Here is a 19360-nt window from a genome sequence, read left to right as displayed (position 1 = left end):
CGAGGAAGAATCTCCTGCTCAGGGGCGTGCGAGTTCGGCCATGGGGGCTGCGCTCGCAGTTTTGTCAGTGCCCCTCCGTAGCCTTCCGTGCGTGTCCCGTTACCGCTTGCGGCCCACCTCCGCTCAAGTGAACGTCATGCTGGAGCATTGTCGCCATGCCCGGTTCGTGTGGAACCTGGCGGTCGAGCAGCACGGGCACTGGAGGCCTGGCCGACGCGCCGCGCCGGCGTTCATTGAGCAATGCCGCCAGCTTTCCGAGGCGCGCGCAGAATCTCCATGGCTGCGCACCGGCTCGGCAGTGGTTCAACAACAGGCGCTGAGGGATTTTTCGCGGTCGCTGGCGAATTTTTTCAACGGCACTCACGGTCGCCCCACTTGGCGCAAGGCTGGGCGGCATGAGGGTTTTCGCATCGTCGGAGTCAAGCCCGACGATGTGCGGCGCCTGTCTCGGCGTACTGGTGAGGTGAAGATTCCGAAGGTCGGGTGGGTTCGCTTCTGCTGGTCGCGAGCGGTGCCTGAGGGAGCCAGATCGTTTCGTGTGACCTGCGACCGAGCGGGACGTTGGCACCTTGCCTTCGCGCACATTCCTCATCCGGTCCGCGGACCGGCGGACGGTTCGAGCGTGGGTGTCGACCGCGGCGTTACCGTATCGGCAGCTCTCTGCACTGCTGAGTTGCTCTGCGCTCCACGTCTCTCTCGCAAAGAGGCGGAGAGGCTGTCACGACTCCAACGACGACTCACTCGGTCGAGGTCCGGCTCGAGGCGTCGTACCAAGTTGAAAGCTCACATCGCCCGCCTTGAGGCGCGGGCGGCTGATCGCCGTCGGGACTGGGTGGAGCAGGTGACCACCGATCTGGCGCGACGGTTCGACCGGATCGCCTTGGAAGACCTCAATGTGATGGCTATGACGCGCTCGGCGCGTGGCACCCGCGCAGCCCCGGGGCGCAACGTGAGTCAGAAGTCAGGCCTTAACAAGGCCATCCGAAACAGTATGTGGGGTGCCTTCGCTCGGCGGCTGGAACAGAAGGCGGCCGGGCGTATCGTACGAGTCGATCCCGGGTTCACCAGTCAGCGTTGTTCGGAGTGCGGGATCGTGGACCGAAAATCGCGCGAGAGCCAAGCGCGCTTCCGGTGCCAATCCTGTGGGTACACCGACAACGCCGACGTGAACGCGGCGCGCAACATATGCGTCATCGCCGCAGGGCATGCGGTGGCAGTGCGGGGAGCCCTCCAGCCGTTGGGCGGGGCGATGAACCGTGAACCTCAGCCAGACCCGCCGGGTCAGCCTGAAATCCCCGCCGATGTTGACGGGGAGGATGCCAAAACAACCAGCGCGGATATACGTGCTCACGAAGTTCGGTCCCTCATCGACCAGACCATCCGCAACGAGACCCAGCCCTGACCCGGGACCCGCACCGCCCCCGCGTCACCGATCGGCGCGGGGGCTGGTGGCGGGGCCGTTGAGAATGTCGTCGAGGTCATAGGCCACCGGAACCTCCAGCTGCTCGTAGGTGCAGGAGCGGGGCGTGCGGTCGGGGCGCCAGTTGCGGAACCGGGCGGTGTGCCGGAACCGGTTCCCCTCCATCGCCTCGTACGCCACCTCGACCACCAGCTCCGGACGCAGCGCCACCCAGCTCAGGTCCTTCTTGCCGGTCCAGCGGGAGACGGCGCCGGGCATGCGGTCGGCGGTCGCCTCGTCCTGCCGCGCCCACTCCGCCCACGGGTGGCCGGAGAGGTCCTCCATCCGGTAGGGCTGGAGCTCCTCGACCAGCTCGGCGCGGCGCTTCATGGTGAACGAGGCCGCCACGCCGACGTGCTGCAGGCCGCCCTCGGAGTTGTACAGGCCGAGCAGCAGCGACCCGACGATCGGCCCGGACTTGTGCCAGCGGAAGCCGGCCACCACGCAGTCGCACGTGCGCTCGTGCTTGACCTTGAACAGCACCCGCTTGTCCGGCTGGTACCCGGCGTCGCGCGGCTTGGCGACCACGCCGTCGAGCCCGGCGCCCTCGAACTCCTCGAACCAGCGCAGCGCCAGCTCGTAGGAGTCGGACGCGGGCGTCACGTGGATCGGCGCCTTCGCCCCGGACAGGGTCTCGACCAGCCGCCGGCGGCGCTCGCCGAGCGGCGTCTCCATCAGCGACTCGTCGCCGACCGCCAGCAGGTCGAACGCGATGAACGAGGCGGGCGTCCGCTCCGACAGCAGCTTGATCCGCGACGCGGCCGGGTGGATGCGCTGCTGGAGCGTGTCGAAGTCGAGGCGGGTGCCGCGCGGCACGACGATCTCGCCGTCCACCACGCACCGCTCGGGCAGCTCCCGCTTCACCGCCTCGACCACCTCGGGGAAGTACCGGGTCAGCGGCTTCTCGCCGCGGCTCGACAGCTCCACCTCGTCGCCGTCGCGGAAGACGATGCAGCGGAAGCCGTCCCATTTCGGCTCGTAGAGCAGGTCGCCCTGGGGCATGGTCTTGACGGCCTTGGCCAGCATCGGCGGCAGCGGCGGGCTGATCGGCAGGTCCATGCCCCCATCTTGCGCCCCGGCACCGACAGAACGGCGCATCGGGGCTCGGTAACCTGCAGGTCATGCGCCGTCTGCTGCCCGGACCCACCGCCGAGGACGTCGACCCGTACGAGGCGTACGGCGACGCGCCCGCGCTGCGGCTCGGCATGGTGATGAGCGCCGACGGGTCGGTCACCGACGCCGAGGGCTGGACCGACGGCCTCGGCGGCGCCGCCGACTTCCGGGTCTTCCGGACGCTCCGCGCGCTCGCCGGCGCGATCCTCGTGGGCGCCGCCACCGCCCGCACCGGGCGGCTCGGCCCCGCCCGCCTACGGCCGGACCTGCGCGCGCGCCGGGGCGGCCCGCCCGCACCCATCGCCGTGGTGAGCCGCTCCCTCGACCTCGACTGGACGCTCCCGCTGTTCACCGAAGCGGAGACACCGACGATCGTGGTGACGACGGAGCGCGCGCGGGGCGCCGTCCCGACCGGAATCCCGGTGGTCGCGGCGGGCGACGACGACGTCGACCTCCCCGAAGCCCTGCGCGTCCTGCGCGAGGATCTCGGCCACGAGCACCTGCTCTGCGAGGGCGGTCCGGCACTGGCCACGGCGCTCATCCGGGCGTCGCTGGTGGACGAGCTGTGCCTCAACATCGCGCCCGCGCTCCTCGGGAGCCCGCGCCACACGCGCCTGCTCGGCGTCCTCGACGCCGAGGTCCCCGTCGAGCCCGTGGCCGTCCACCTGGACGACGGCGTCCTGTTCGTCCGCTACCGGCTGCGCGCGTAGCGCAGGAACAGGAAGTCGTCCTCCTCTAGCACGTGCCCGAGCCGGAACTCCGGGGGGACGGGGAACGGCGGGCCGTTCAGGATCCGCGCCGGCTGCCCGGCGAGCAGCATCGGGCTCAGCGTCAGGCACAGCTCGTCCAGCAGCCCGGCCGCCACGACCTGCGCCAGCACCCAGGGGCCGCCCTCGCACAGCAGCCGGTGGAACCCGCGCGACGCCAATTCGCGGACGGCGACCGCGAAGTCCAGCGAGTCCTCGCCGGCGATGATGACGTCCGCGCGCTCCCGCGCCGCCCGCAGCCGGGCCGGATCGGCGGTCGCGGTGGTGAGCACGATCGTCGGGACGGCCGCCTCGGTGAACAGGGGCGCGTCGAAGTCCAGGCCGAGGGTGCGGGAGACGACCGCGAGCGGCGGCACCGGCGGGCGGCCGTCGCGCACCGCGCCCCAGCTCTCGCGCGGCCTGACCGGCCCGTACCCCTCGGCGCGGACCGTCCCGGCGCCCACGATCACGACGTCGGCGAGCCCGCGCAGCAGCAGGAACAGCTCCTGGTCGGCGGCGTTGCCGAGGCCGCCGCTGCGCTCGTCGCGCTGCGCCGCCCCGTCCAGGCTGGCGACCATGTTGGCGCGCAGCCACGTCCCGCCGCCCGGCGGGTAGGCGTAGCGCTCGGCGAGGTCGACGGGGTCGGAGGACGACGTCAGGGTGCGCATAGAAGTCACAAGTTACTGCACCCGGAGGGAAGGCCGATCTGACCGTCCTGCTCACTCAGCGTGCGGCAATATGCACGAATCCGTCATGGTGCGGCGATCGGCACGCGACACTTGGTGCGGGGACGGACCGTAGAACTGCACCGAAAGGAGCGGGGGGTGGAGTTCGCCGCACTCGTCGCGTGGGTCCTCGCCGCCACGGCCGGCGGCTACCTGCTGATCAAATGGCTGACGAGCGGGGGCCGGGGCACGAAGGTGACCCGGTTCCCGGTCCTGGTGGTGATCGGGCATCCGCTGGCCGCCGTCGTCGGCCTCTGCGTCTGGCTCGGCTACCTGGCGACCGGGCGCGCCGGGTTCGCCTGGGTCGCGTTCGCCGCGCTGCTGGTCGTGATCCTGCAGGGGTTCATGCTGCTGACGCGCTGGCTCGTCGGGGGCGGCGGCCGGCACGCCCGCGGCCGCGACCAGACGTTCCCGGCCGCCGCCGTCGTCTTCCACGGCCTGATCGCGGTCACCACGTTCGTCCTGGTCTTCCTCACCGCCATGGAGGTGAGTCGGACCTGAGACAGCGGAACCGGACCTGAGACGCGGAACCGGCCCGAACCCGGGCTCGGGGGTCAGCCCCTGCGCAGCACCGTGAGGGAGCGGGCGGGGACGGAGACCTCGTCGCGGGCCTTGACGCGGGGCCGCTCGCCGGCGCCGGCCGGATCGGCGGTGTCGAGGACGAACTCCCAGCGCTCGCCGTACTCCGCGCCGGGGAGGGTGAACCCGACGGCGTCGGACCCGGCGTTGACCAGCAGCAGGAACGAGTCGTCGCGGACGCGGCGGCCCCGCTGGTCGGGCTCGGTGATGGCGTCGCCGTTGAGGAACACGCCCAGCGACTTGGCGAAGCCGACGTTCCAGTCCTCGTCGGTCATGCTCTCGCCGGCGGGCGTCAGCCAGGCGATGTCGGCGGCGGCGCCCGTCCCGGTTCCGGTGAAGAAGCGGCGGCGCCGGAACACCGGATGGTCGTGGCGGAGCCGCGACACGATCCGGATGAACTCCATGTCGCCGGGATCGTCCCAGTGCACCCACGCCAGCTCGTTGTCCTGGCAGTAGGCGTTGTTGTTGCCCCGCTGGGTGCGGCACAGCTCGTCGCCGTGCAGCAGCATCGGGACGCCCTGCGACAGGAACAGCGTGGCGAGGAAGTTGCGGCGCTGGCGGGCCCGCAGGTCCAGCACGCCGGGGTCGCTGGCCGGGCCCTCGTGCCCGCAGTTCCAGGACCGGTTGTCGTCGGTGCCGTCGCGGTTGGACTCGCCGTTGGCCTCGTTGTGCTTGTGGTCGTAGGAGACGAGGTCGCTCAGCGTGAACCCGTCGTGGCACGTCACGAAGTTGATGGACGCGAACGGCCGCCGCGCGCTGTGCTCGTACAGGTCCGACGACCCGGTCAGCCGGGACGCGAACTCCGGCATCGTCGCGTACGAGCCGCGCCAGAAGTCGCGGACGGTGTCGCGGTACTTGCCGTTCCACTCCGTCCACAGCGGCGGGAAGTTGCCGACCTGGTAGCCGCCCTCGCCGACGTCCCACGGCTCGGCGATCAGCTTGACCTGGGAGACGACGGGGTCCTGCTGGACGAGGTCGAAGAACGCGGCGAGCCGGTCGACGTCGTGCAGCTCGCGGGCGAGCGCGGAGGCGAGGTCGAAGCGGAACCCGTCGACGTGCATCTCCAGGATCCAGTAGCGCAGCGAGTCCATGATGAGCTGCAGCGCGTGCGGGTTGCGGACGTTGAGGGAGTTGCCGCAGCCGGTGTAGTCGAGGTGGTAGCGCTTGTCGTCGTCGCGGAGCCGGTAGTAGGACGCGTTGTCGATGCCGCGGAACGACAGCGTCGGGCCGAGGTGGTCGCCCTCCGCGGTGTGGTTGTAGACGACGTCCAGGATGACCTCGATGCCCGCCTCGTGCAGGGCGCGGACCATCGCCTTGAACTCCAGCACCTGCTCGCCGGCCTGCCCGGACGCGCTGTAGGAGTTGTGCGGGGCGAAGAAGCCGATCGTGTTGTAGCCCCAGTAGTTGTCCAGGCCGCGCGCCACGAGCGCGTGCTCGGGGATCGACTGGTGCACCGGCATCAGCTCGACGGCCGTCACGCCCAGGTCGACCAGGTGGTCGATCATCACCGGGTGCCCGAGGCCCGCGTAGGTGCCGCGCTGCTCCTCCGGGATGCCAGGGTGCAGCTTCGTCAGCCCCTTGACGTGCGCCTCGTAGATCACGCTCTCGTGGTACGGGACGCGCGGCGGCCGGTCGTCCCCCCAGTCGAAGAACGGGTTCACGACGACGTTCTTCGGCATGTACGGGGCGCTGTCGTCCTCGTTCAGCGCGTCGGGGTCGTCGAACCGGTAGGAGAACAGCGACTCGTGCCAGCGGACGCCGCCCTCGACGGCCTTGCCGTACGGGTCGAGCAGCAGCTTCGCGGGGTTGCAGCGGTCCCCGTCGCGGGGGCTGAACGGCCCGTGCACCCGGTAGCCGTAGCGCTGCCCGGGGCCGACGCCGGGCAGGTACCCGTGCCAGACGAACCCGTCCACCTCGGGCAGGTCGCGCCGGGTCTCGGTCCCGTCGGCGTCGAACAGGCACAGCTCGACCCGCCGGGCCACCTCCGAGAACAGCGCGAAGTTCGTGCCGGTACCGTCCCAGGTGGCGCCCAGCGGGTACGGATCCCCGGGCCAGACCTCCCGCATGTGCTCCCTCTCGTCGACCGACCGATGCCGCCTGCCCCGCAGCGCGTTCCCCGTCGATTCTGGACTACTCCCGCCTTGCCCGCCCGCCACGGCGCGATATCAGAGTGTCACGGGGGCGGGTCCGCGCGGGGAAGGCGCCAGATCGTCTCGCCGTCGGCGGTCTCGTCGGTGGGGCGCAGCCCGAGGCGGGACGCGACGGACGCCGAGGCCCGGTTGCCCGGGTGGATCGCGGCGGTGAGCACCGCGATGCCGTGCCCGGTGAGCCAGCCGGCGAGCGCGCGGGCGGCCTCGGTGGCGAAGCCGAACCCCTGGTAGGGCATGGCGATCACCCAGGCGAGCGCGGCCTGCGGCCCGCCTGGCGCGGGCGTGACGGTCGCCTGGACGTAGCCGATGGCCTGCCCGTCGCGGGCGCGGCGGACGATCCAGTTGAGCCAGTACTCCTGGTGGAAGGGGGCGGGCCCGGCGACGAGGTGCTCGTAGCGGGCGCGGAGCTCGTCGAGGGTGAGGGGCTCGCCGCCGATGTAGGCGTGCAGGCGCGGGTCGTCGAGGACGGGGGCCATCTCGTCGGCGTGGTGGACCGCCAGCGGCTCCAGGACGAGGCGCTGGGTCCGGATGGTCTCGGCGATCGGCCCGTACACCCGCCGATCGTATGCCCTGCCCGGCGCGCCGTGCCCGATCCGGCGTGCGCGATCACCGGCGGCTGATCATCCGTGCTCGGGCGGGCGCGGCGGGTCAGCCGTGGCCGGCGGTGTGGCGGCGCGTCCAGGCTCCGGCGGGATGCTGGGTGGGGGCGAGCCACAGCCATGGCTGGGAGTGCCGGAACTGCAGGTCGGTGCCGGGCTGCCAGGGGAACAGGCCCTCGGCGTTGGGCCAGACGACCTGCAGGAACGGCAGCGGCGGCCGGCGGTAGAAGGCGACCGCGCCGCGGAACAGGCCCTCGTACCAGCGCGGGTCGACGGCGCGGAACGCGGCGGTCTGGCCGCGGACGGCGCCCTCGCGGCGCTCGCCGTCGGCGGGCGCCCGGCCCTCCGCCGCCTCCCGGCCGAGGGCGTTGAGCACCTCCTCGGTCTCGTACACGTCGCCGCCGAACATCGCCAGCTCGGGCGCGCCGTGGCTGTGCCAGAGGCCGATGGTGTACGCCCAGCCGGGTCCGTCGGCGTCGGGATGGACGAGGACGACGCTCCACCCGTACTGGGTGATGTGCACGATGGTGCGGAGCTGGAAGTTGTCGAGGCGGTCGCGGTCCCCGTAGTCGCGGCAGATCACGCAGGTGCATGAGGGGCGACCGTCCGGCATGCCGCCAGCTTACGATCATTTCGCCCGCCGGTCCGCCCCCGCGGGGACGAACCGGCGGCGGTCCCCGCTACGCGCTCACCGCAGGGCGGGCAGGGTGAGCACGCCGGGCTCGGCGGGCCCGGTGCGGACGGTGACCGGCAGGACGCTCCGGTTGCCCAGGTAGGACAGGTCGCTGGAGGCGATGGCGACGCGCAGCCGGTGGCCCTTGGCGAACCGGTGCACGATCGACGGCAGCGCGACCGTCAGCGGCTTGCGGACGTCGTCGACCCGCACGGGGGAGACGAGCCGGTGGACGAGCGAGACGGAGCCGTCCGGGGCGACGTCGTACAGCTTGGCGAACAGGATGAGGCGCCCGTTGACGCCGGACTCCTGCGACCGCACGGCGGCGGGGGAGTCCAGCCGGACCGTGAGGGTGGGGGAGCCGACGACGTCGGTGTCGGCGGCGAGCGGGGCGCCGGTCCAGGCGACGGAGGTGCCGGGGGCGTCGGCGGGCGCGACGCCGTCCAGGCCGAGCGCGCCCTGCACGGCGGAGACCTCGGAGAACGACGTCGGGATCCACGGCAGGTTGGCGTAGCTCGCGGCGCCCTTGGCGACGGCCTTGCGGTCGGCGACGAGCCGGTCCTTGCCGGAGAGGTACAGCGTGCGGTTCCGCGCGGCCGCGGTGCCGTAGGCGGGCGCGGCGTTGCCCTGGTACTTCACCCAGGGGCGGAAGTAGGTGAACGCCGGGCCGGTTCCGGTGGAGCGGCCCATGAGGTAGTGGTCGAACCAGGCGGCGACGCGCTGCCCGGTGTAGCTGCCGGTGACGTCGGCGAGGTCGCCGTCACCGGGGACCTGGCCGCCGCTGTGCCCCGGCGACTGCCAGATCATCTTGACCAAGGTGCCCTGCGCGGTGAGCTGCTTGTAGGTGGCCGTGGCCTCCTGGAGGTCGAAGAGGCTGTCCGTCTCGCCCTGGACGATCAGGGTCGGCACCGTGATCTTCGGCATGTAGGACGCGACGGACGCGGCCTTCATGTACGCCATGCTGGCCTGCTGCGGCACGCCGAAGACGAGGCTCTCGCCCACGGCCTGGCACAGGATCGTCGGGAAGTTCGGGCAGCCGAGCAGCCGTCCCGGGTCGACCTTGCCGTTGGTGAGCCCGGCGGACACGCCCTCGCCGAAGAACCCGAGCGCCCAGACCAGCTTGGTGACGCCGGGGTCGGCGCTCGGCCTCCCGCCGACGACCTGGTTGTTCGGGGCGAGCGAGTAGCGCAGGTCGCGCCAGGTGATCATCGGGACGATCGTGTCGATCCGGCGGTCGACGCCGGCGGCGGCGAACTGGATCTGGCCGCCGTAGGAGCCGCCGACCATGCCGACGCGCGGGTCGCCGGCCCGGTCCAGCCTGACGGCGTCCAGCCGCGTCCCGTCCTTGGCGGCCTTCTTGCCGGCCAGGTAGTCGACGAGCTGGCTCGCCGCGGCGCCGTCCCAGTCGGGGTGGTCGAGGGTGATGCGGCAGCCGCTGCCGCCGAACCCGAGCCCGGAGTACGACAGCACGGCGTACCCGCGCTGCGCGTACGTCCTGCCGAGCCCCGCCTGGTCGTCCTTGGACCCGCCGAACCCGTTGGTGGTGAGGACGGCGGGCACCCGGTGCGCGGCGGACGCGGCGGACGGCAGGTAGAGGTCGCCGACCACGTCGCAGTGCTGGTCGTGCTTCGGGCCGACCGCGACGTCGAAATGCAGCGTCCGGACCGTGTAGGCGTCGGCCGCGTGGGCCGGGAGGGCGCTCACACCGCCCGCCGCGATGAGCGCGGCGGCGGAGGTGGACAGGACGGCGCGACGGCGCGGCATGGGGCGGCTCCGGGACCGGGGGACAGGGGCTGATCTTTACTACCGTCTGGTAAGGCGGCTGTCCAGATGCGAACGTGAACTTTCTTCGGACGCGCCCCCCGGGGGCGGCGTCGCGCGGCGCGGCGGCCCTCGAGCGCCTCCCGCGGGTCAGGCGCGCTTGGTGTCCCGCTGACCCGGACGACGGATTCGGCGCCGCGGCCATGCGTGCGCATGACGAAATCCTCACCCGTTGGGGAAATACATTAATCGAGGTTCCGCCAATACCGCGGCCGCCGAGCATCTACTATTCTTCGAACTGAGCAATAAACGGAACGGAGATGGCTCATGGCGCAGAAGGTCCAGGTCTCACTGGTGGACGACCTCGATGGCGGCGCGGCGGTGGAAACGGTGTCGTTCGCCCTTGACGGCAGGGCGTACGAGATCGACCTGAACAAGAAGAACGCGGCGAAGTTGCGCAAGGTCATCGCGCCCTACCGGGACAGTGCCCGCAAGGTGCGCCCGGCCGGCCGCAAGACCGCGACGCGCACCGCGAGCACCCGCGAGCGCAGCGCGGAGATCCGCGAATGGGCGAGGTCGGCGGGTATCCCGGTCAACGACCGCGGCCGTATCCCGGCGAACGTCGTCCAGCAGTACGAGGCCGCTCACTGAGCACCCTTCCCGGCCGCCGAACACCCGGCCGGAGACGGCCCGGACGCCTTTCCGGCGACCCGTCGCGGAACGGTTTCCCTCGATGGCCGCCGGCCTTAGGAAGTGCCGCCGCGCACGACCCTCGGCCCGGGAAGTGACGGCCGCCGCATTGCCCGCCGAAGGGCCCGTCTTCCGGCCGGCGGGGCGAACAATACGGCGGCGGCGAGGAGGGGCGGCCCGTCCGCCCGGCACGGTGCCCGCACCGCGCCGGCCGGTGCGTCCGCGCCCGAGCACGGCCGTCCGATGATCACGCGGTCGCGCGAACGGGTGAGAGTACGCTGGACGCGCACCGGGCAAGGGGAGGCGCTGATGGGCGAGTTCTCGCCGTCGCACTGGCTGATCGTCGGCATCGTGGTGGTGCTGCTCTTCGGTTCCAAGAGGCTGCCGGACGCGGCCAGGGCGCTCGGCAGGTCGATGCGCATCCTCAAGTCGGAGACGCAGGGCCTGCGCGACGACACGGACCCCGCCCCGGCAACGGCCCCGGACACCGCCACGGGCACGGCCTCCGCGCCCGACGCGATCCAGCGCGCCGAGCCGGACACCGCCCAGGACAAGCGCGACCTCGCCGCCCGCCTCCGCGAGGAGGCCGCCCGCATCGAGAGCGCCGCCCCGGGCGCCAAGAGCGCCTGACCGCCGCCGCCGCTCCGCCCCGCCTGCGCCCCGTCCCGGGCGCTGCCGTCGCGGGCGCCGCTCAGGCGGGCGGCAGGACGCGGGTGAGCAGGTCGGCGACCGTGATGGCGCCGATCATGGGCGCGTCGGTGCTGCGCGGGTCGCCGGTGACCGCGACGACCGGGCTGCGCGCCGCGGCCATCACGCTAGCGATCTCCATGACGGTCGCGTCGGCGTCGACCACGGGCGGCGGCGTCCGGTTCGCGGGCAGCAGGTCGGCGACGCGCTTGCCGGCGAGCCGCTCGCACAGCCGGTCGGCGTGCCCCTCGTCGTAGGCCCGGGCCAGCGCCGGGTCGTCGCGCACGTACTGCGGGATGAGCGCGCCGAGCAGCTGGGAGCCGGGGAGCACGGCCTTCGGGCGGCGCCGCTCGTCCACCACGATCAGCCCGAGCAGCCGGTGCTCGGCCAGCAGCCGGGCCGCGTCCGTCGCGCTGGTGTCAGCGGTGACGGTGGGGTGGTCAACGGCGAGTTCTCCGGCGCGCACAACCTCGACCGTAGCAGGGGCGCGGCCGGCCGACACCGGCGGCGTCACGGCCGGTCGGAGGGGCGGTCACGGCGTTCCCGCGTGGAAAACGCCCCGGAATCCCGTTAGGGTCGGTGAACGGTGTGCCGGGAAGTCTGGTCGGCGTCCTACAGCCGATCCCGGAAGACTCCCAGGAGCCGCCTTGGCCGCCGTAGCCGCAGTCACGATCTTCGTCGTCGCGTACGTGATGATCGCGTCGGAGCGGATCCCCCGGACGGCGGTGGCGCTCGGCGGCGCGGCCGTGATGCTGCTGCTGCACGTCACCGACGCCCGCGCGGCGTTCTTCTCCGAGCAGACCGGGATCGACTGGAACGTCGTCTTCCTGCTGCTCGGCATGATGGTGATCGTCTCGGTGCTGCGGCAGACCGGGGTGTTCGAGTACGTGGCGATCTGGGCGGCGAAGCGGGCGCGCGGGAGGCCGTACCGGCTGATGGTGATGCTGGTGCTGATCACCGCGGGCGCGTCGGCCCTGCTGGACAACGTCACCACCGTGCTGCTGGTCGTGCCGGTCACCTTCCTGGTGTGCGAGCGGCTCGGCCTGGACGTCGTCCCGTACCTGATCGCCGAGGTGATGGCGTCCAACATCGGCGGCACCGCGACGCTCGTCGGCGACCCGCCCAACATCATCATCGCCAGCCGGGGCGGGCTGTCGTTCAACGACTTCCTGGTCAACCTGGCGCCGCTGGTGGTCGGACTGGTCGCGGTGTTCTGCCTGCTGTGCCGCTGGCTGTTCCGGTCGGCGTTCGTCTACGACGCCGGCCGGGCGGCGGAGGTGATGGAGCTGCGCGAGCGGGAGGCCATCACCGACCGGCGGCTGCTGTGGCAGGGGCTGGCGGTGCTCGCCGCGGTGATCCTCGCGTTCGTCCTGCACCCCGTCCTGGACTACGAGCCGTCGGTGGTGGCGCTGCTGGGGGCGGGGCTGCTGGTCGCCGCGACGAAGGTCACCACCGAGCAGGCGCTGGCGGAGGTGGAGTGGCCGACCCTGGTGTTCTTCGCGGGGCTGTTCGTGATGGTCGGCGGGCTGGTCGAGACGGGCGTCATCGCGCACGTCGCGCGGGCGGCGGCCGACGTGACCGGCGGGGACCTCGGCGCCGCGTCGATGCTGCTGCTGTGGGCGTCGGGCCTGCTGTCGGCGATCGTGGACAACATCCCCTACGTCGCGACGATGAGCCCGATCGTCTCCGACCTCGTCCAGCAGCACCCCGGGACCGGCGGGCACGTGCTGTGGTGGGCGCTGGCGCTCGGCTCCGACCTCGGCGGCAACGCGACCGCGATCGGCGCGAGCGCCAACGTCGTCGTGCTCGGCATCGCCGCCCGCAACGGCACCCCGATCGGCTTCTGGCGGTTCACCCGCTACGGCCTGATCGTCACCGCCGTCACCGTGGCCCTGTGCGTCCCCTACCTGTGGCTGCGCTACCTGTGAGCGGCCGCGCGCCGGCGGGTCCGGCGGCCGGCCGGGCGGCCAGCAGCGGGGACAGCGGGCCGTGCCGCAGCTGGCCGACGAGCGGCGTCGCGACGCGGCGCAGCAGCACCGCGGCGAGGCAGGCGACCGGCACCGCGAGGACCACCGAGCCGGCGACGTCGTGGGGGTAGTGGCCGCCGACGTAGACGCGGGTGAACGCCTCGAAGGCCGCGAAGACGGCGGCGACGGCGCCGAGCCGCCGGTCGAGCAGGTACAGGGCGGCGGCGGCCGCGGCGGCGGCCGTGGTGTGCCCGCTGGGGAAGGCGTAGTCGGACGGCGCCGGGCACGCCTCGACGATGAACGCGTGCGGCAGCGCCCGGCACGGGCGCGGCTCCTCGACGATCTTCTTGACGACCTCGGCGGCGGCGAACGCGACGCCGACGGCGACGGGGGCGGCCAGCGCGAGGGCCATCGCCGCCGCGTCCCGGTGCCGCGCCCGCCACCAGGCGGCCAGCATCAGCACGGCGAAGACGGCGAGGCCGGCGTTGGTCCACCACTCCAGGGGGCCGTTGAGCCACCGGGTGTCGCGGGCCAGCCGCGTGACGGCGGTGAAGAGCGGGCCGTCGACGCGGGAGCCGTCGAAGGCCAGGGGTGCCGGGGCGGCGGTCATCCGGAGCCATCCTGTTCGGTCGCACATGAACGTCTACAGCACTGTAGACGCTCTGTGGGGCGGAAATGTTCGGACCCGGGGGACCCACGGACGCGCGGCCGGGCAACAAAGGATGATCAGTCCTCGACCCGAGAGGCCCGCCCATGCCCACGACAAGCCGGTCGTCACCGGTCCGCCCCCTTCCAGCGCCGCCCGGAGAGCCCGCCGGGACGCCCGCCGGAGAGCACGCCCGAGCCGTGCCGGACGCCGCCGGAGAACCGTCCCGGGACGCCGCCGGGGAGCCGTCCGGGGAGCCGACCGACGCCGCGCTGATCGCCGCGTCCCGCTCCGACCCCGAGCGGTTCGCCGCGCTGTTCCGCCGGCACGCCCCGGCGATCATGCGGTACACGGTGCGGCGCCTCGGGCAGGACCCCGCCGAGGACATCGTCGCCGAGACCTTCCTGGTCGCCTTCCGCCGCCGGGCCGCCTACGACGCGGAGCGGCCGGACGCGCGCCCGTGGCTCTACGGGATCGCCACCAACCTGATCCGGCGGCACCGCCGCGCCGAGGTGCGGGCGCTGCGGGCGCTCGCCCGCGGCGGCACGGACCCGGTCACCGAGCCCTTCACCGACGCCGTCGAGGACCGGGTGCACGCCGGCGCCCGCTCCCAGGCCCTCGCCGGCGCGATCGCCGCGCTGCCCGCCGCGCAGCGCGAGGTCCTGCTGCTGGTGACGTGGGCCGGGCTGACCTACGACGAGGTCGCCGAGGCGCTCGGCGTCCCGTCCGGGACCGTCCGGTCCCGGATGAACCGGATCCGCCGCAAGCTCCGCGGCGCGCTCGGCGACGCCGCCGACCCCCACCGGGAGGCCAACGATGGATGAACTGACGCTGGTGGAGCGCCTGCGCTCCGAGATCCCCGCGGACCTGGACGTGGCCGCCGCCGAGCGCCGCTGGCGCGACCGGGCCCTGGCCGCCGGCGCGCCCGCCGACTCGCCCGCCGGCACGGCGGCTCCCGCGCGGAGGCGCCGGCCCCGCAGGCCGCTGCTGCTGTCCGGGGTCGCCGCGGCGGCCTGCGCCACCGTGGGGGCGACCGTCGTGGCGACGCACCAGCCGGCGGAGCCGCCCCCGCCGCCCGCCGCCGTGGGGGCCCTGCTCGACCAGGTCGCCGACCGCGCCGGCACCGACCCGGTCCCGCGGCCGGACCAGTTCGTCTACCAGGACACGATCGAACTGCGCCGGGTCATGAACACGAGGCGCTGGTACAAGGACCGCAACCAGTCGTGGATCTCGGTCGACGGGTCCCGGACCGGTCTCGTCCGCCTGAAGAACTGGATCCGGCTCGGGCCGGACGAGGGCGTCCCGCCGGACGGCGACAGCGTCCTCAAGCCCTGCGGGCAGGTGCCGCCGATCGACCGGCCGTACCTCGGCGACGTCCCCGCCGACCCGGACGCCCTGCTCCGCCTGCTCGCGACCGACGGCGACGGCACGCGGGCCGAGCGGCAGTGGGAGGCCGTCATCGACCTGATCGACCGGCCCGCGCCGCCCGCCGTGCGCGCGGCGCTGTTCCGCGCCATCGCCCGCATCTCCGGGGTGCGGCTGGCGAGCGACTCGGTGGACGCGGTAGGGCGGCACGGCGTCGCGGTCACCCGCACGCGGGACGGGGTGCGGGAGGAGCTCGTCTTCGACCCCGTGACCCACCGGTACCTGGGGACCCGGAACGTCGTCACCCGCTCCAGCGACCAGCTTGGGAAGCGCGGGTCGACCCTGTTCGCCAGCGCGCTGGTGCGGACCTCGATCGTCGACAAGGTCCCGAAGGCCGCTCCGGGGGCCGATGTCTCCACCTGCTGAGCGGGCGCGGGGCCGGGTCGTCCGGACGTGGGCCGGTTCGTCCGGGAAAGGCGCGAAGAATGCGAGATGGCGGCGCTATCGTGTCGCCTGACCATCGCGCTGCCACGCCTCGCACAGGAGCCTTCATGGGCTACCCCCCGCCTCCCGCTCAGCCCGGCCCCGGCCCGTACCACCCCGGTTACGGGCCGGGGGGCTACGGCGCCCCGGCTCCCGGCGGGCCGCCCGCTCCGCCGTACGCGCCGCAGCAGCCCGCCTACCCGCCGAACGGGTACGCGCCCGCCGGCCACCCGCCGCGGCAGCCCGCGTACCCGGCGCCGCAGCAGGGCGGCTACCCGCAGCAGGGTGGATATCCGCAGCAGGGTGGATATCCGCAGCAGCATCCTCCTGCGCAGTACGGCACGGCCCCCGCCGACCTGTACGGCTCGCCGATCCTCGTCTACGACCAGCCGGCGCAGTTCTTCTCGACGGAGGCCAACTACACGATCTGGAGCCCGCAGGGGCAGCCCGCGGCGCACGTCCGGGAGCAGGGCGTCAGCGGGGCGAAGAAGGCCCTGCGCGTCGTCAACCAGGGGAGCCAGACGAAGGCCGAGCGGAAGCTGACGATCTTCCGCCCGGACGGCATGCCGTACTTCCACTTCTACAAGCCCTACGGGTTCATGGGCACGCCCAAGATGCAGGTGCTCACCGCGCAGGGCGGCCTCATCGGGCATCTGCGCAAGCGCGCGATGCGGGGCTGGGAGATCCTCGGCGCGCAGGAGCAGCAGTTCGGCTACTACGAGCTGCTCAGCGGCCGGATCACCGACTGGCAGCAGCAGGAGATCGCCCGCATCCAGCGCGGGTTCGAGGGCATGGGCGAGCTGCTGTCGCAGATGTTCACCGGCGCGGACCGCTACGTGCTCCGGATGCACGCGCCCTTGCAGGAGCCGATGCGGACGCTCGTCCTCGCCTGCCCGCTCGCGTTCGACACCGCCGTGTCCCAGAACCGCAGCATCGGCGGCTGGCTCTAGCGGCACCGCCCCTCGGCGCGTCCGGCCGCCGCGTCGACGGCCGGTTCCGGGACGGAGCCGGCGGCGTCCGCGCGCGGACGCAGGACCCCGGCCGCCGCGGCGGCGGCGACGCAGCACGCCACGGGCAGGAAGAACGTGAGGTTGAGCGGCATGACGCCGGTCAGCGCCCCGATGGCGGCGGGCCCGGCGAGCATGCCGAGGTAGCCGATGCCGGCGACCCGGGAGACGTTGACGCCGGCGGCGTCGCGGTCGGCGTGCCCGGCGGCGCTGAACAGCTGGGGCACGCAGCCGGACAGCCCCGCCCCGAACACCGCCCATCCGGCCAGCGCCAGCGGGATCCACGGGGACAGGGCGGCGGCGGCCATCCCGAGCGCGGCGGCGGACGCCCCGTAGCGCAGGACGGCGACCGCGCCCAGCCGTGCCGCCGCCCGGTCGGCGAGCAGCCGCCCGATCGTCATGGTGGTGGCGAAGGCGCCGTAGGCGAGGGCGGCGGTGGCGGCGGGCGCGTCCAGGACGCGGCGCAGGTGCAGCGCGCTCCAGTCGTTGGCCACGCCCTCGCACAGCATGGTCATCAGGGCGAGCGCCGCCAGCGCCCAGATCCGCCAGGGCGTCCGCCGCCGTGCCGCGCCGCCGGCCGTCTCGCGGGCGGGTTCCGGCCGCAGCAGCGCGGGCGCCGCCGCCACGGCGACGGCCACGCAGAGGACCGCGACGGCGCCGAGCGTGACGGCCGGGCGCACGCCCGCGGCGAGCGTGGCGGCCCCCACCAGCGAAGCGAGCACGCCGCCGATGGAGTAGGTCGCGTGGAACGCCGACATGACGGGCCGCCCGTACGCCCGTTCCACCTGGACCGCGTGCGCGTTCATGCCCACGTTCAGGCCGCCGCCGTTGCAGGCGCCGAGCACCACCAGCGCCGCCCCGAGCGTCCAGGCGTTCGCGGCCAGGCCGGGCCCGACCAGCGCGGCACCGCTCAGGGCGGCGCCGACCGGGACGACCCTGCGCGCGCCGAAGCGGTCGGTGAGCGGCCCGATGGCCTGCATGCCCGCGAAGGAGCCCGCGCCGAGCAGCAGCAGGAGCCGGCCCAGCTCGGCGTGGTCGATTGCCGTCCGGTGCTCGATGCTGGGGATGTGCACGACCCACATGCCGAGGACGAACCCGGACAGGCCGAAGTAGACGAAGGTGGCCATCCGGCCCGCCCGTAGCGTTCGCTCCATGATGTGAACATAACGAACATTTCTCCGCACCGAAACCTTGTATTGCGAACAACCATGGTGTTCGATCGCGGGTATGGCGGACACGGAACGGCTGCGGCGGATCACCGAGGCGGTGCGCGACGCCGGCAGCATCGGCGTCGCGGAGCTGGCCGGCCTCACCGGCGCGTCGGAGATGACCATCCGGCGCGACCTCGACCACCTCGCCGCCCAGGGCGTCCTCGAACGCTACCGGGGCGGCGCGAGGACCCTGCTGCTGCGCGGCGAGGAACCGCCGTTCGCGGTGCGCGTCCACGAGGAGGTCGAGGCCAAGCGCCGCATCGCCGCCGACGCCGCCGCGCTCATCGCCGACGGCGAGTCCGTCGTGCTGGACAGCGGCACCACCTGCCTGGAGGTGGCCCGCGCGCTGGAGCCCCGGCGGCTGACCGTCATGCCGCTGTCCCTGCACGCGATCAACGCGCTCGCGGGCGCGCCGCGGCTGACGCTGCTGGTGCCCGGCGGCCGGCCGCGCCCCGGCGAGCTGGCGCTCACCGGCCCGCTCGCCGAGGCGTCGCTGGCCGCGCTGCGCTTCGACACCGCGATCATCGGCTGCTGCGGGCTGACCGCGGCCGACGGCCTGACCGCCCACGACCTGGAGGACGCCGCCGTCAAGCGCGCCGCGATCGCCTCCGCGCGCCGCGTCGTCGCCGTCACCGAGGCCGCCAAGCTCTCCCGCACCGCGCTGGCGTTCGTCGGCCCCGCCTCCGACCTGGACGCGGTCGTCACCGACGACTCCGCCCCCGGTGACCGGGTCGCGGAGCTGGCCGCCGCGGGCGTGACCGTCCGCACCGTCTGAGCCCCGGACGGGAGGCCGCCGCATCGGGGGTCCCGGGCCGGCCCGTACCATCCCCACCATGAACGATGCGTCGCCGTTGAGCCCGTCCGAAGCCTTCGACCTGCTGCTGGCCGGTAACCGGCGGTTCGTGGCGGGCGCGCCGCGGCATCCGAACCAGGATGCCGCGCGCCGGGCCGAGACCGCGCCCGCCCAGCGCCCGTTCGCCGTCCTGTTCGGGTGCTCGGACTCCCGGCTGGCCGCCGAGATCATCTTCGACCGGGGCCTGGGGGACCTGTTCGTGGTCCGCACCGCGGGCCACGTGGCGGGGCCGGAGGTGCTGGGCAGCATCGAGTACCCGGTGAGCGTGCTCGACACCCCTCTGGTGGTGGTCCTGGGCCACGACTCGTGCGGTGCGGTGGCGGCGGCGCGCGCCGCGGTGGCCGACGGCGCCGCCGCCCCCGGATACGTGAGCGACGTCATCCAGCGCGTCACTCCCAGCGTGCTGGCCGCCCGCACCGCGGGACTGACCGCGGACGACGAGATCATCGCCGAGCACGTGCGGCACACGGTCGACCTTCTCCTGGAGCGCTCGCGGCTGCTCGCCGACCGGGTCAGTGGCGGGCGTGCGGCCGTGGTGGGCCTGTCCTACCGGCTGGCCGACGGAAGCGCCCGGCTCGTCACGGCCCGGGGACTGCCGGCCGGAGCGGCGGCCCCGGACGCCTGAAGGTCCGCGGACGGCGACGGC

Annotated in this window: 20 protein-coding genes; 11 read left to right on the top strand and 9 right to left on the bottom strand. The window is 73.4% G+C overall.

All coding sequences use genetic code 11. The features are described 5' to 3' along the window. Nucleotides 1-40 precede the first annotated feature (40 nt). Entirely contained in the window at nucleotides 41-1402 is a 1362-nt protein-coding gene (locus tag J4557_RS01985; protein ID WP_279575929.1) for an RNA-guided endonuclease InsQ/TnpB family protein, read from the top strand. Nucleotides 1403-1426: 24 nt separating this feature from the next. On the opposite strand, the gene J4557_RS01980 is transcribed toward J4557_RS01985, so the two are convergent. Next, nucleotides 1427-2518, bottom strand: coding sequence for an ATP-dependent DNA ligase (locus J4557_RS01980; protein WP_208264543.1), 1092 nt, complete (start codon nucleotides 2516-2518; stop codon nucleotides 1427-1429). A 62-nt stretch (nucleotides 2519-2580) separates the two neighbouring features. On the opposite strand from J4557_RS01980, the gene J4557_RS01975 reads away from it, so the two are divergent. Beyond that, nucleotides 2581-3282, top strand: coding sequence for a dihydrofolate reductase family protein (locus J4557_RS01975; protein WP_208264542.1), 702 nt, complete (start codon nucleotides 2581-2583; stop codon nucleotides 3280-3282). On the opposite strand, the gene J4557_RS01970 is transcribed toward J4557_RS01975, so the two are convergent. Continuing rightward, nucleotides 3264-3986: a pyrimidine reductase family protein gene (locus J4557_RS01970; RefSeq protein WP_208264541.1), complete on the bottom strand. Its 723-nt coding sequence runs from the start codon at nucleotides 3984-3986 to the stop codon at nucleotides 3264-3266. The two genes, J4557_RS01975 and J4557_RS01970, sit on opposite strands and share 19 nt — an antisense overlap. A gap of 156 nt (nucleotides 3987-4142) precedes the next feature. Here J4557_RS01970 and J4557_RS01965 point away from each other — a divergent pair, with 156 nt between their 5' ends. Next, nucleotides 4143-4544 (top strand): hypothetical protein, encoded by a 402-nt coding sequence (locus tag J4557_RS01965; protein ID WP_208264540.1) that lies wholly within the window; start codon nucleotides 4143-4145, stop codon nucleotides 4542-4544. A 53-nt stretch (nucleotides 4545-4597) separates the two neighbouring features. Here J4557_RS01965 and glgX read toward each other — a convergent pair whose 3' ends face one another. From glgX to J4557_RS01945, 4 genes are all read right to left on the bottom strand, one after another. Next, on the bottom strand, nucleotides 4598-6688 hold the full coding sequence (gene glgX / locus J4557_RS01960) for a glycogen debranching protein GlgX (RefSeq protein ID WP_208264539.1): 2091 nt from the start codon (nucleotides 6686-6688) through the stop codon (nucleotides 4598-4600). Between the two features lie 107 nt (nucleotides 6689-6795). Then, a complete protein-coding gene (locus tag J4557_RS01955; RefSeq protein ID WP_208264538.1) occupies nucleotides 6796-7326 on the bottom strand; it encodes a GNAT family N-acetyltransferase in 531 nt (176 codons plus the stop codon). A 94-nt stretch (nucleotides 7327-7420) separates the two neighbouring features. After that, nucleotides 7421-7984 carry a DUF4262 domain-containing protein gene (locus tag J4557_RS01950; protein WP_208264537.1) on the bottom strand — a complete coding sequence of 188 codons (564 nt, stop codon included), beginning with the start codon at nucleotides 7982-7984 and terminating at the stop codon, nucleotides 7421-7423. A gap of 75 nt (nucleotides 7985-8059) precedes the next feature. Beyond that, nucleotides 8060-9808: a CocE/NonD family hydrolase gene (locus J4557_RS01945; protein ID WP_208264536.1), complete on the bottom strand. Its 1749-nt coding sequence runs from the start codon at nucleotides 9806-9808 to the stop codon at nucleotides 8060-8062. Between the two features lie 324 nt (nucleotides 9809-10132). Here J4557_RS01945 and J4557_RS01940 point away from each other — a divergent pair, with 324 nt between their 5' ends. Together J4557_RS01940 and tatA are read left to right on the top strand one after the other, a co-directional pair. Further along, complete coding sequence (locus J4557_RS01940; RefSeq protein ID WP_208264535.1) at nucleotides 10133-10456, top strand: histone-like nucleoid-structuring protein Lsr2; 324 nt, start codon at nucleotides 10133-10135, stop codon at nucleotides 10454-10456. A gap of 348 nt (nucleotides 10457-10804) precedes the next feature. After that, the gene (gene tatA, locus J4557_RS01935; protein ID WP_208264534.1) at nucleotides 10805-11125 is read left to right on the top strand and encodes a Sec-independent protein translocase subunit TatA; all 321 of its coding nucleotides are present in this window, start codon (nucleotides 10805-10807) and stop codon (nucleotides 11123-11125) included. A gap of 61 nt (nucleotides 11126-11186) precedes the next feature. Here the strand turns inward: tatA and J4557_RS51475 are convergent, their stop codons facing one another. Beyond that, nucleotides 11187-11648 (bottom strand): CBS domain-containing protein, encoded by a 462-nt coding sequence (locus tag J4557_RS51475; RefSeq protein WP_208264533.1) that lies wholly within the window; start codon nucleotides 11646-11648, stop codon nucleotides 11187-11189. Nucleotides 11649-11829: 181 nt separating this feature from the next. Here J4557_RS51475 and J4557_RS01925 point away from each other — a divergent pair, with 181 nt between their 5' ends. Further along, nucleotides 11830-13110 (top strand): ArsB/NhaD family transporter, encoded by a 1281-nt coding sequence (locus J4557_RS01925; protein WP_208264532.1) that lies wholly within the window; start codon nucleotides 11830-11832, stop codon nucleotides 13108-13110. On the opposite strand, the gene J4557_RS01920 is transcribed toward J4557_RS01925, so the two are convergent. After that, complete coding sequence (locus J4557_RS01920) at nucleotides 13064-13759, bottom strand: phosphatase PAP2 family protein (RefSeq protein WP_208264531.1); 696 nt, start codon at nucleotides 13757-13759, stop codon at nucleotides 13064-13066. The two genes, J4557_RS01925 and J4557_RS01920, sit on opposite strands and share 47 nt — an antisense overlap. Before the next feature lie 143 nt (nucleotides 13760-13902). Between J4557_RS01920 and J4557_RS01915 the strand changes: the two genes are divergently transcribed. From J4557_RS01915 to J4557_RS01905, 3 genes are all read left to right on the top strand, one after another. After that, on the top strand, nucleotides 13903-14619 hold the full coding sequence (locus J4557_RS01915; RefSeq protein ID WP_208264530.1) for an RNA polymerase sigma factor: 717 nt from the start codon (nucleotides 13903-13905) through the stop codon (nucleotides 14617-14619). After that, the gene (locus J4557_RS01910) at nucleotides 14612-15586 is read left to right on the top strand and encodes a CU044_5270 family protein (RefSeq protein WP_208264529.1); all 975 of its coding nucleotides are present in this window, start codon (nucleotides 14612-14614) and stop codon (nucleotides 15584-15586) included. The genes J4557_RS01915 and J4557_RS01910 overlap by 8 nt, the downstream gene beginning before the upstream one ends. Nucleotides 15587-15711: 125 nt before the next feature. Beyond that, nucleotides 15712-16593 carry an LURP-one-related/scramblase family protein gene (locus J4557_RS01905; RefSeq protein WP_208264528.1) on the top strand — a complete coding sequence of 294 codons (882 nt, stop codon included), beginning with the start codon at nucleotides 15712-15714 and terminating at the stop codon, nucleotides 16591-16593. Here the strand turns inward: J4557_RS01905 and J4557_RS01900 are convergent. Beyond that, entirely contained in the window at nucleotides 16590-17804 is a 1215-nt protein-coding gene (locus J4557_RS01900; RefSeq protein ID WP_208264527.1) for an MFS transporter, read from the bottom strand. The genes J4557_RS01905 and J4557_RS01900 overlap by 4 nt on opposite strands. Nucleotides 17805-17877: 73 nt before the next feature. Between J4557_RS01900 and J4557_RS01895 the strand changes: the two genes are divergently transcribed. Both J4557_RS01895 and J4557_RS01890 read left to right on the top strand, forming a co-directional pair. Then, the gene (locus J4557_RS01895; protein WP_208264526.1) at nucleotides 17878-18636 is read left to right on the top strand and encodes a DeoR/GlpR family DNA-binding transcription regulator; all 759 of its coding nucleotides are present in this window, start codon (nucleotides 17878-17880) and stop codon (nucleotides 18634-18636) included. A gap of 58 nt (nucleotides 18637-18694) precedes the next feature. Further along, nucleotides 18695-19339, top strand: a complete 645-nt coding sequence (locus tag J4557_RS01890; RefSeq protein ID WP_208264525.1) for a carbonic anhydrase — start codon at nucleotides 18695-18697, stop codon at nucleotides 19337-19339. Nucleotides 19340-19360 lie beyond the last annotated feature (21 nt).

This window comes from Actinomadura nitritigenes (assembly GCF_017573545.1).
GTDB lineage: Bacteria > Actinomycetota > Actinomycetes > Streptosporangiales > Streptosporangiaceae > Spirillospora > Spirillospora nitritigenes.
Note: the sequence above shows the minus strand (reverse complement) of the source record. Positions and strands in the feature narration are given on the sequence as shown.

What these genes read in the sequence shown, in the direction of transcription:
- tatA (WP_208264534.1), top strand. Translation starts at nt 10,805, where the DNA reads ATGGGCGAGTTCTCGCCGTCGCACTGGCTGATCGTCGGCATCGTGGTG.
- J4557_RS01940 (WP_208264535.1), top strand. Translation starts at nt 10,133, where the DNA reads ATGGCGCAGAAGGTCCAGGTCTCACTGGTGGACGACCTCGATGGCGGC.
- J4557_RS01890 (WP_208264525.1), top strand. Translation starts at nt 18,695, where the DNA reads ATGAACGATGCGTCGCCGTTGAGCCCGTCCGAAGCCTTCGACCTGCTG.
- J4557_RS01945 (WP_208264536.1), bottom strand. Translation starts at nt 9,808, where the DNA reads ATGCCGCGCCGTCGCGCCGTCCTGTCCACCTCCGCCGCCGCGCTCATC.
- J4557_RS01980 (WP_208264543.1), bottom strand. Translation starts at nt 2,518, where the DNA reads ATGGACCTGCCGATCAGCCCGCCGCTGCCGCCGATGCTGGCCAAGGCC.
- J4557_RS01950 (WP_208264537.1), bottom strand. Translation starts at nt 7,984, where the DNA reads ATGCCGGACGGTCGCCCCTCATGCACCTGCGTGATCTGCCGCGACTAC.
- J4557_RS01970 (WP_208264541.1), bottom strand. Translation starts at nt 3,986, where the DNA reads ATGCGCACCCTGACGTCGTCCTCCGACCCCGTCGACCTCGCCGAGCGC.
- J4557_RS01975 (WP_208264542.1), top strand. Translation starts at nt 2,581, where the DNA reads ATGCGCCGTCTGCTGCCCGGACCCACCGCCGAGGACGTCGACCCGTAC.
- J4557_RS01900 (WP_208264527.1), bottom strand. Translation starts at nt 17,804, where the DNA reads ATGGAGCGAACGCTACGGGCGGGCCGGATGGCCACCTTCGTCTACTTC.
- J4557_RS01920 (WP_208264531.1), bottom strand. Translation starts at nt 13,759, where the DNA reads ATGACCGCCGCCCCGGCACCCCTGGCCTTCGACGGCTCCCGCGTCGAC.
- glgX (WP_208264539.1), bottom strand. Translation starts at nt 6,688, where the DNA reads ATGCGGGAGGTCTGGCCCGGGGATCCGTACCCGCTGGGCGCCACCTGG.
- J4557_RS01985 (WP_279575929.1), top strand. Translation starts at nt 41, where the DNA reads ATGGGGGCTGCGCTCGCAGTTTTGTCAGTGCCCCTCCGTAGCCTTCCG.
- J4557_RS01905 (WP_208264528.1), top strand. Translation starts at nt 15,712, where the DNA reads ATGGGCTACCCCCCGCCTCCCGCTCAGCCCGGCCCCGGCCCGTACCAC.
- J4557_RS01910 (WP_208264529.1), top strand. Translation starts at nt 14,612, where the DNA reads ATGGATGAACTGACGCTGGTGGAGCGCCTGCGCTCCGAGATCCCCGCG.
- J4557_RS01915 (WP_208264530.1), top strand. Translation starts at nt 13,903, where the DNA reads ATGCCCACGACAAGCCGGTCGTCACCGGTCCGCCCCCTTCCAGCGCCG.
- J4557_RS01895 (WP_208264526.1), top strand. Translation starts at nt 17,878, where the DNA reads ATGGCGGACACGGAACGGCTGCGGCGGATCACCGAGGCGGTGCGCGAC.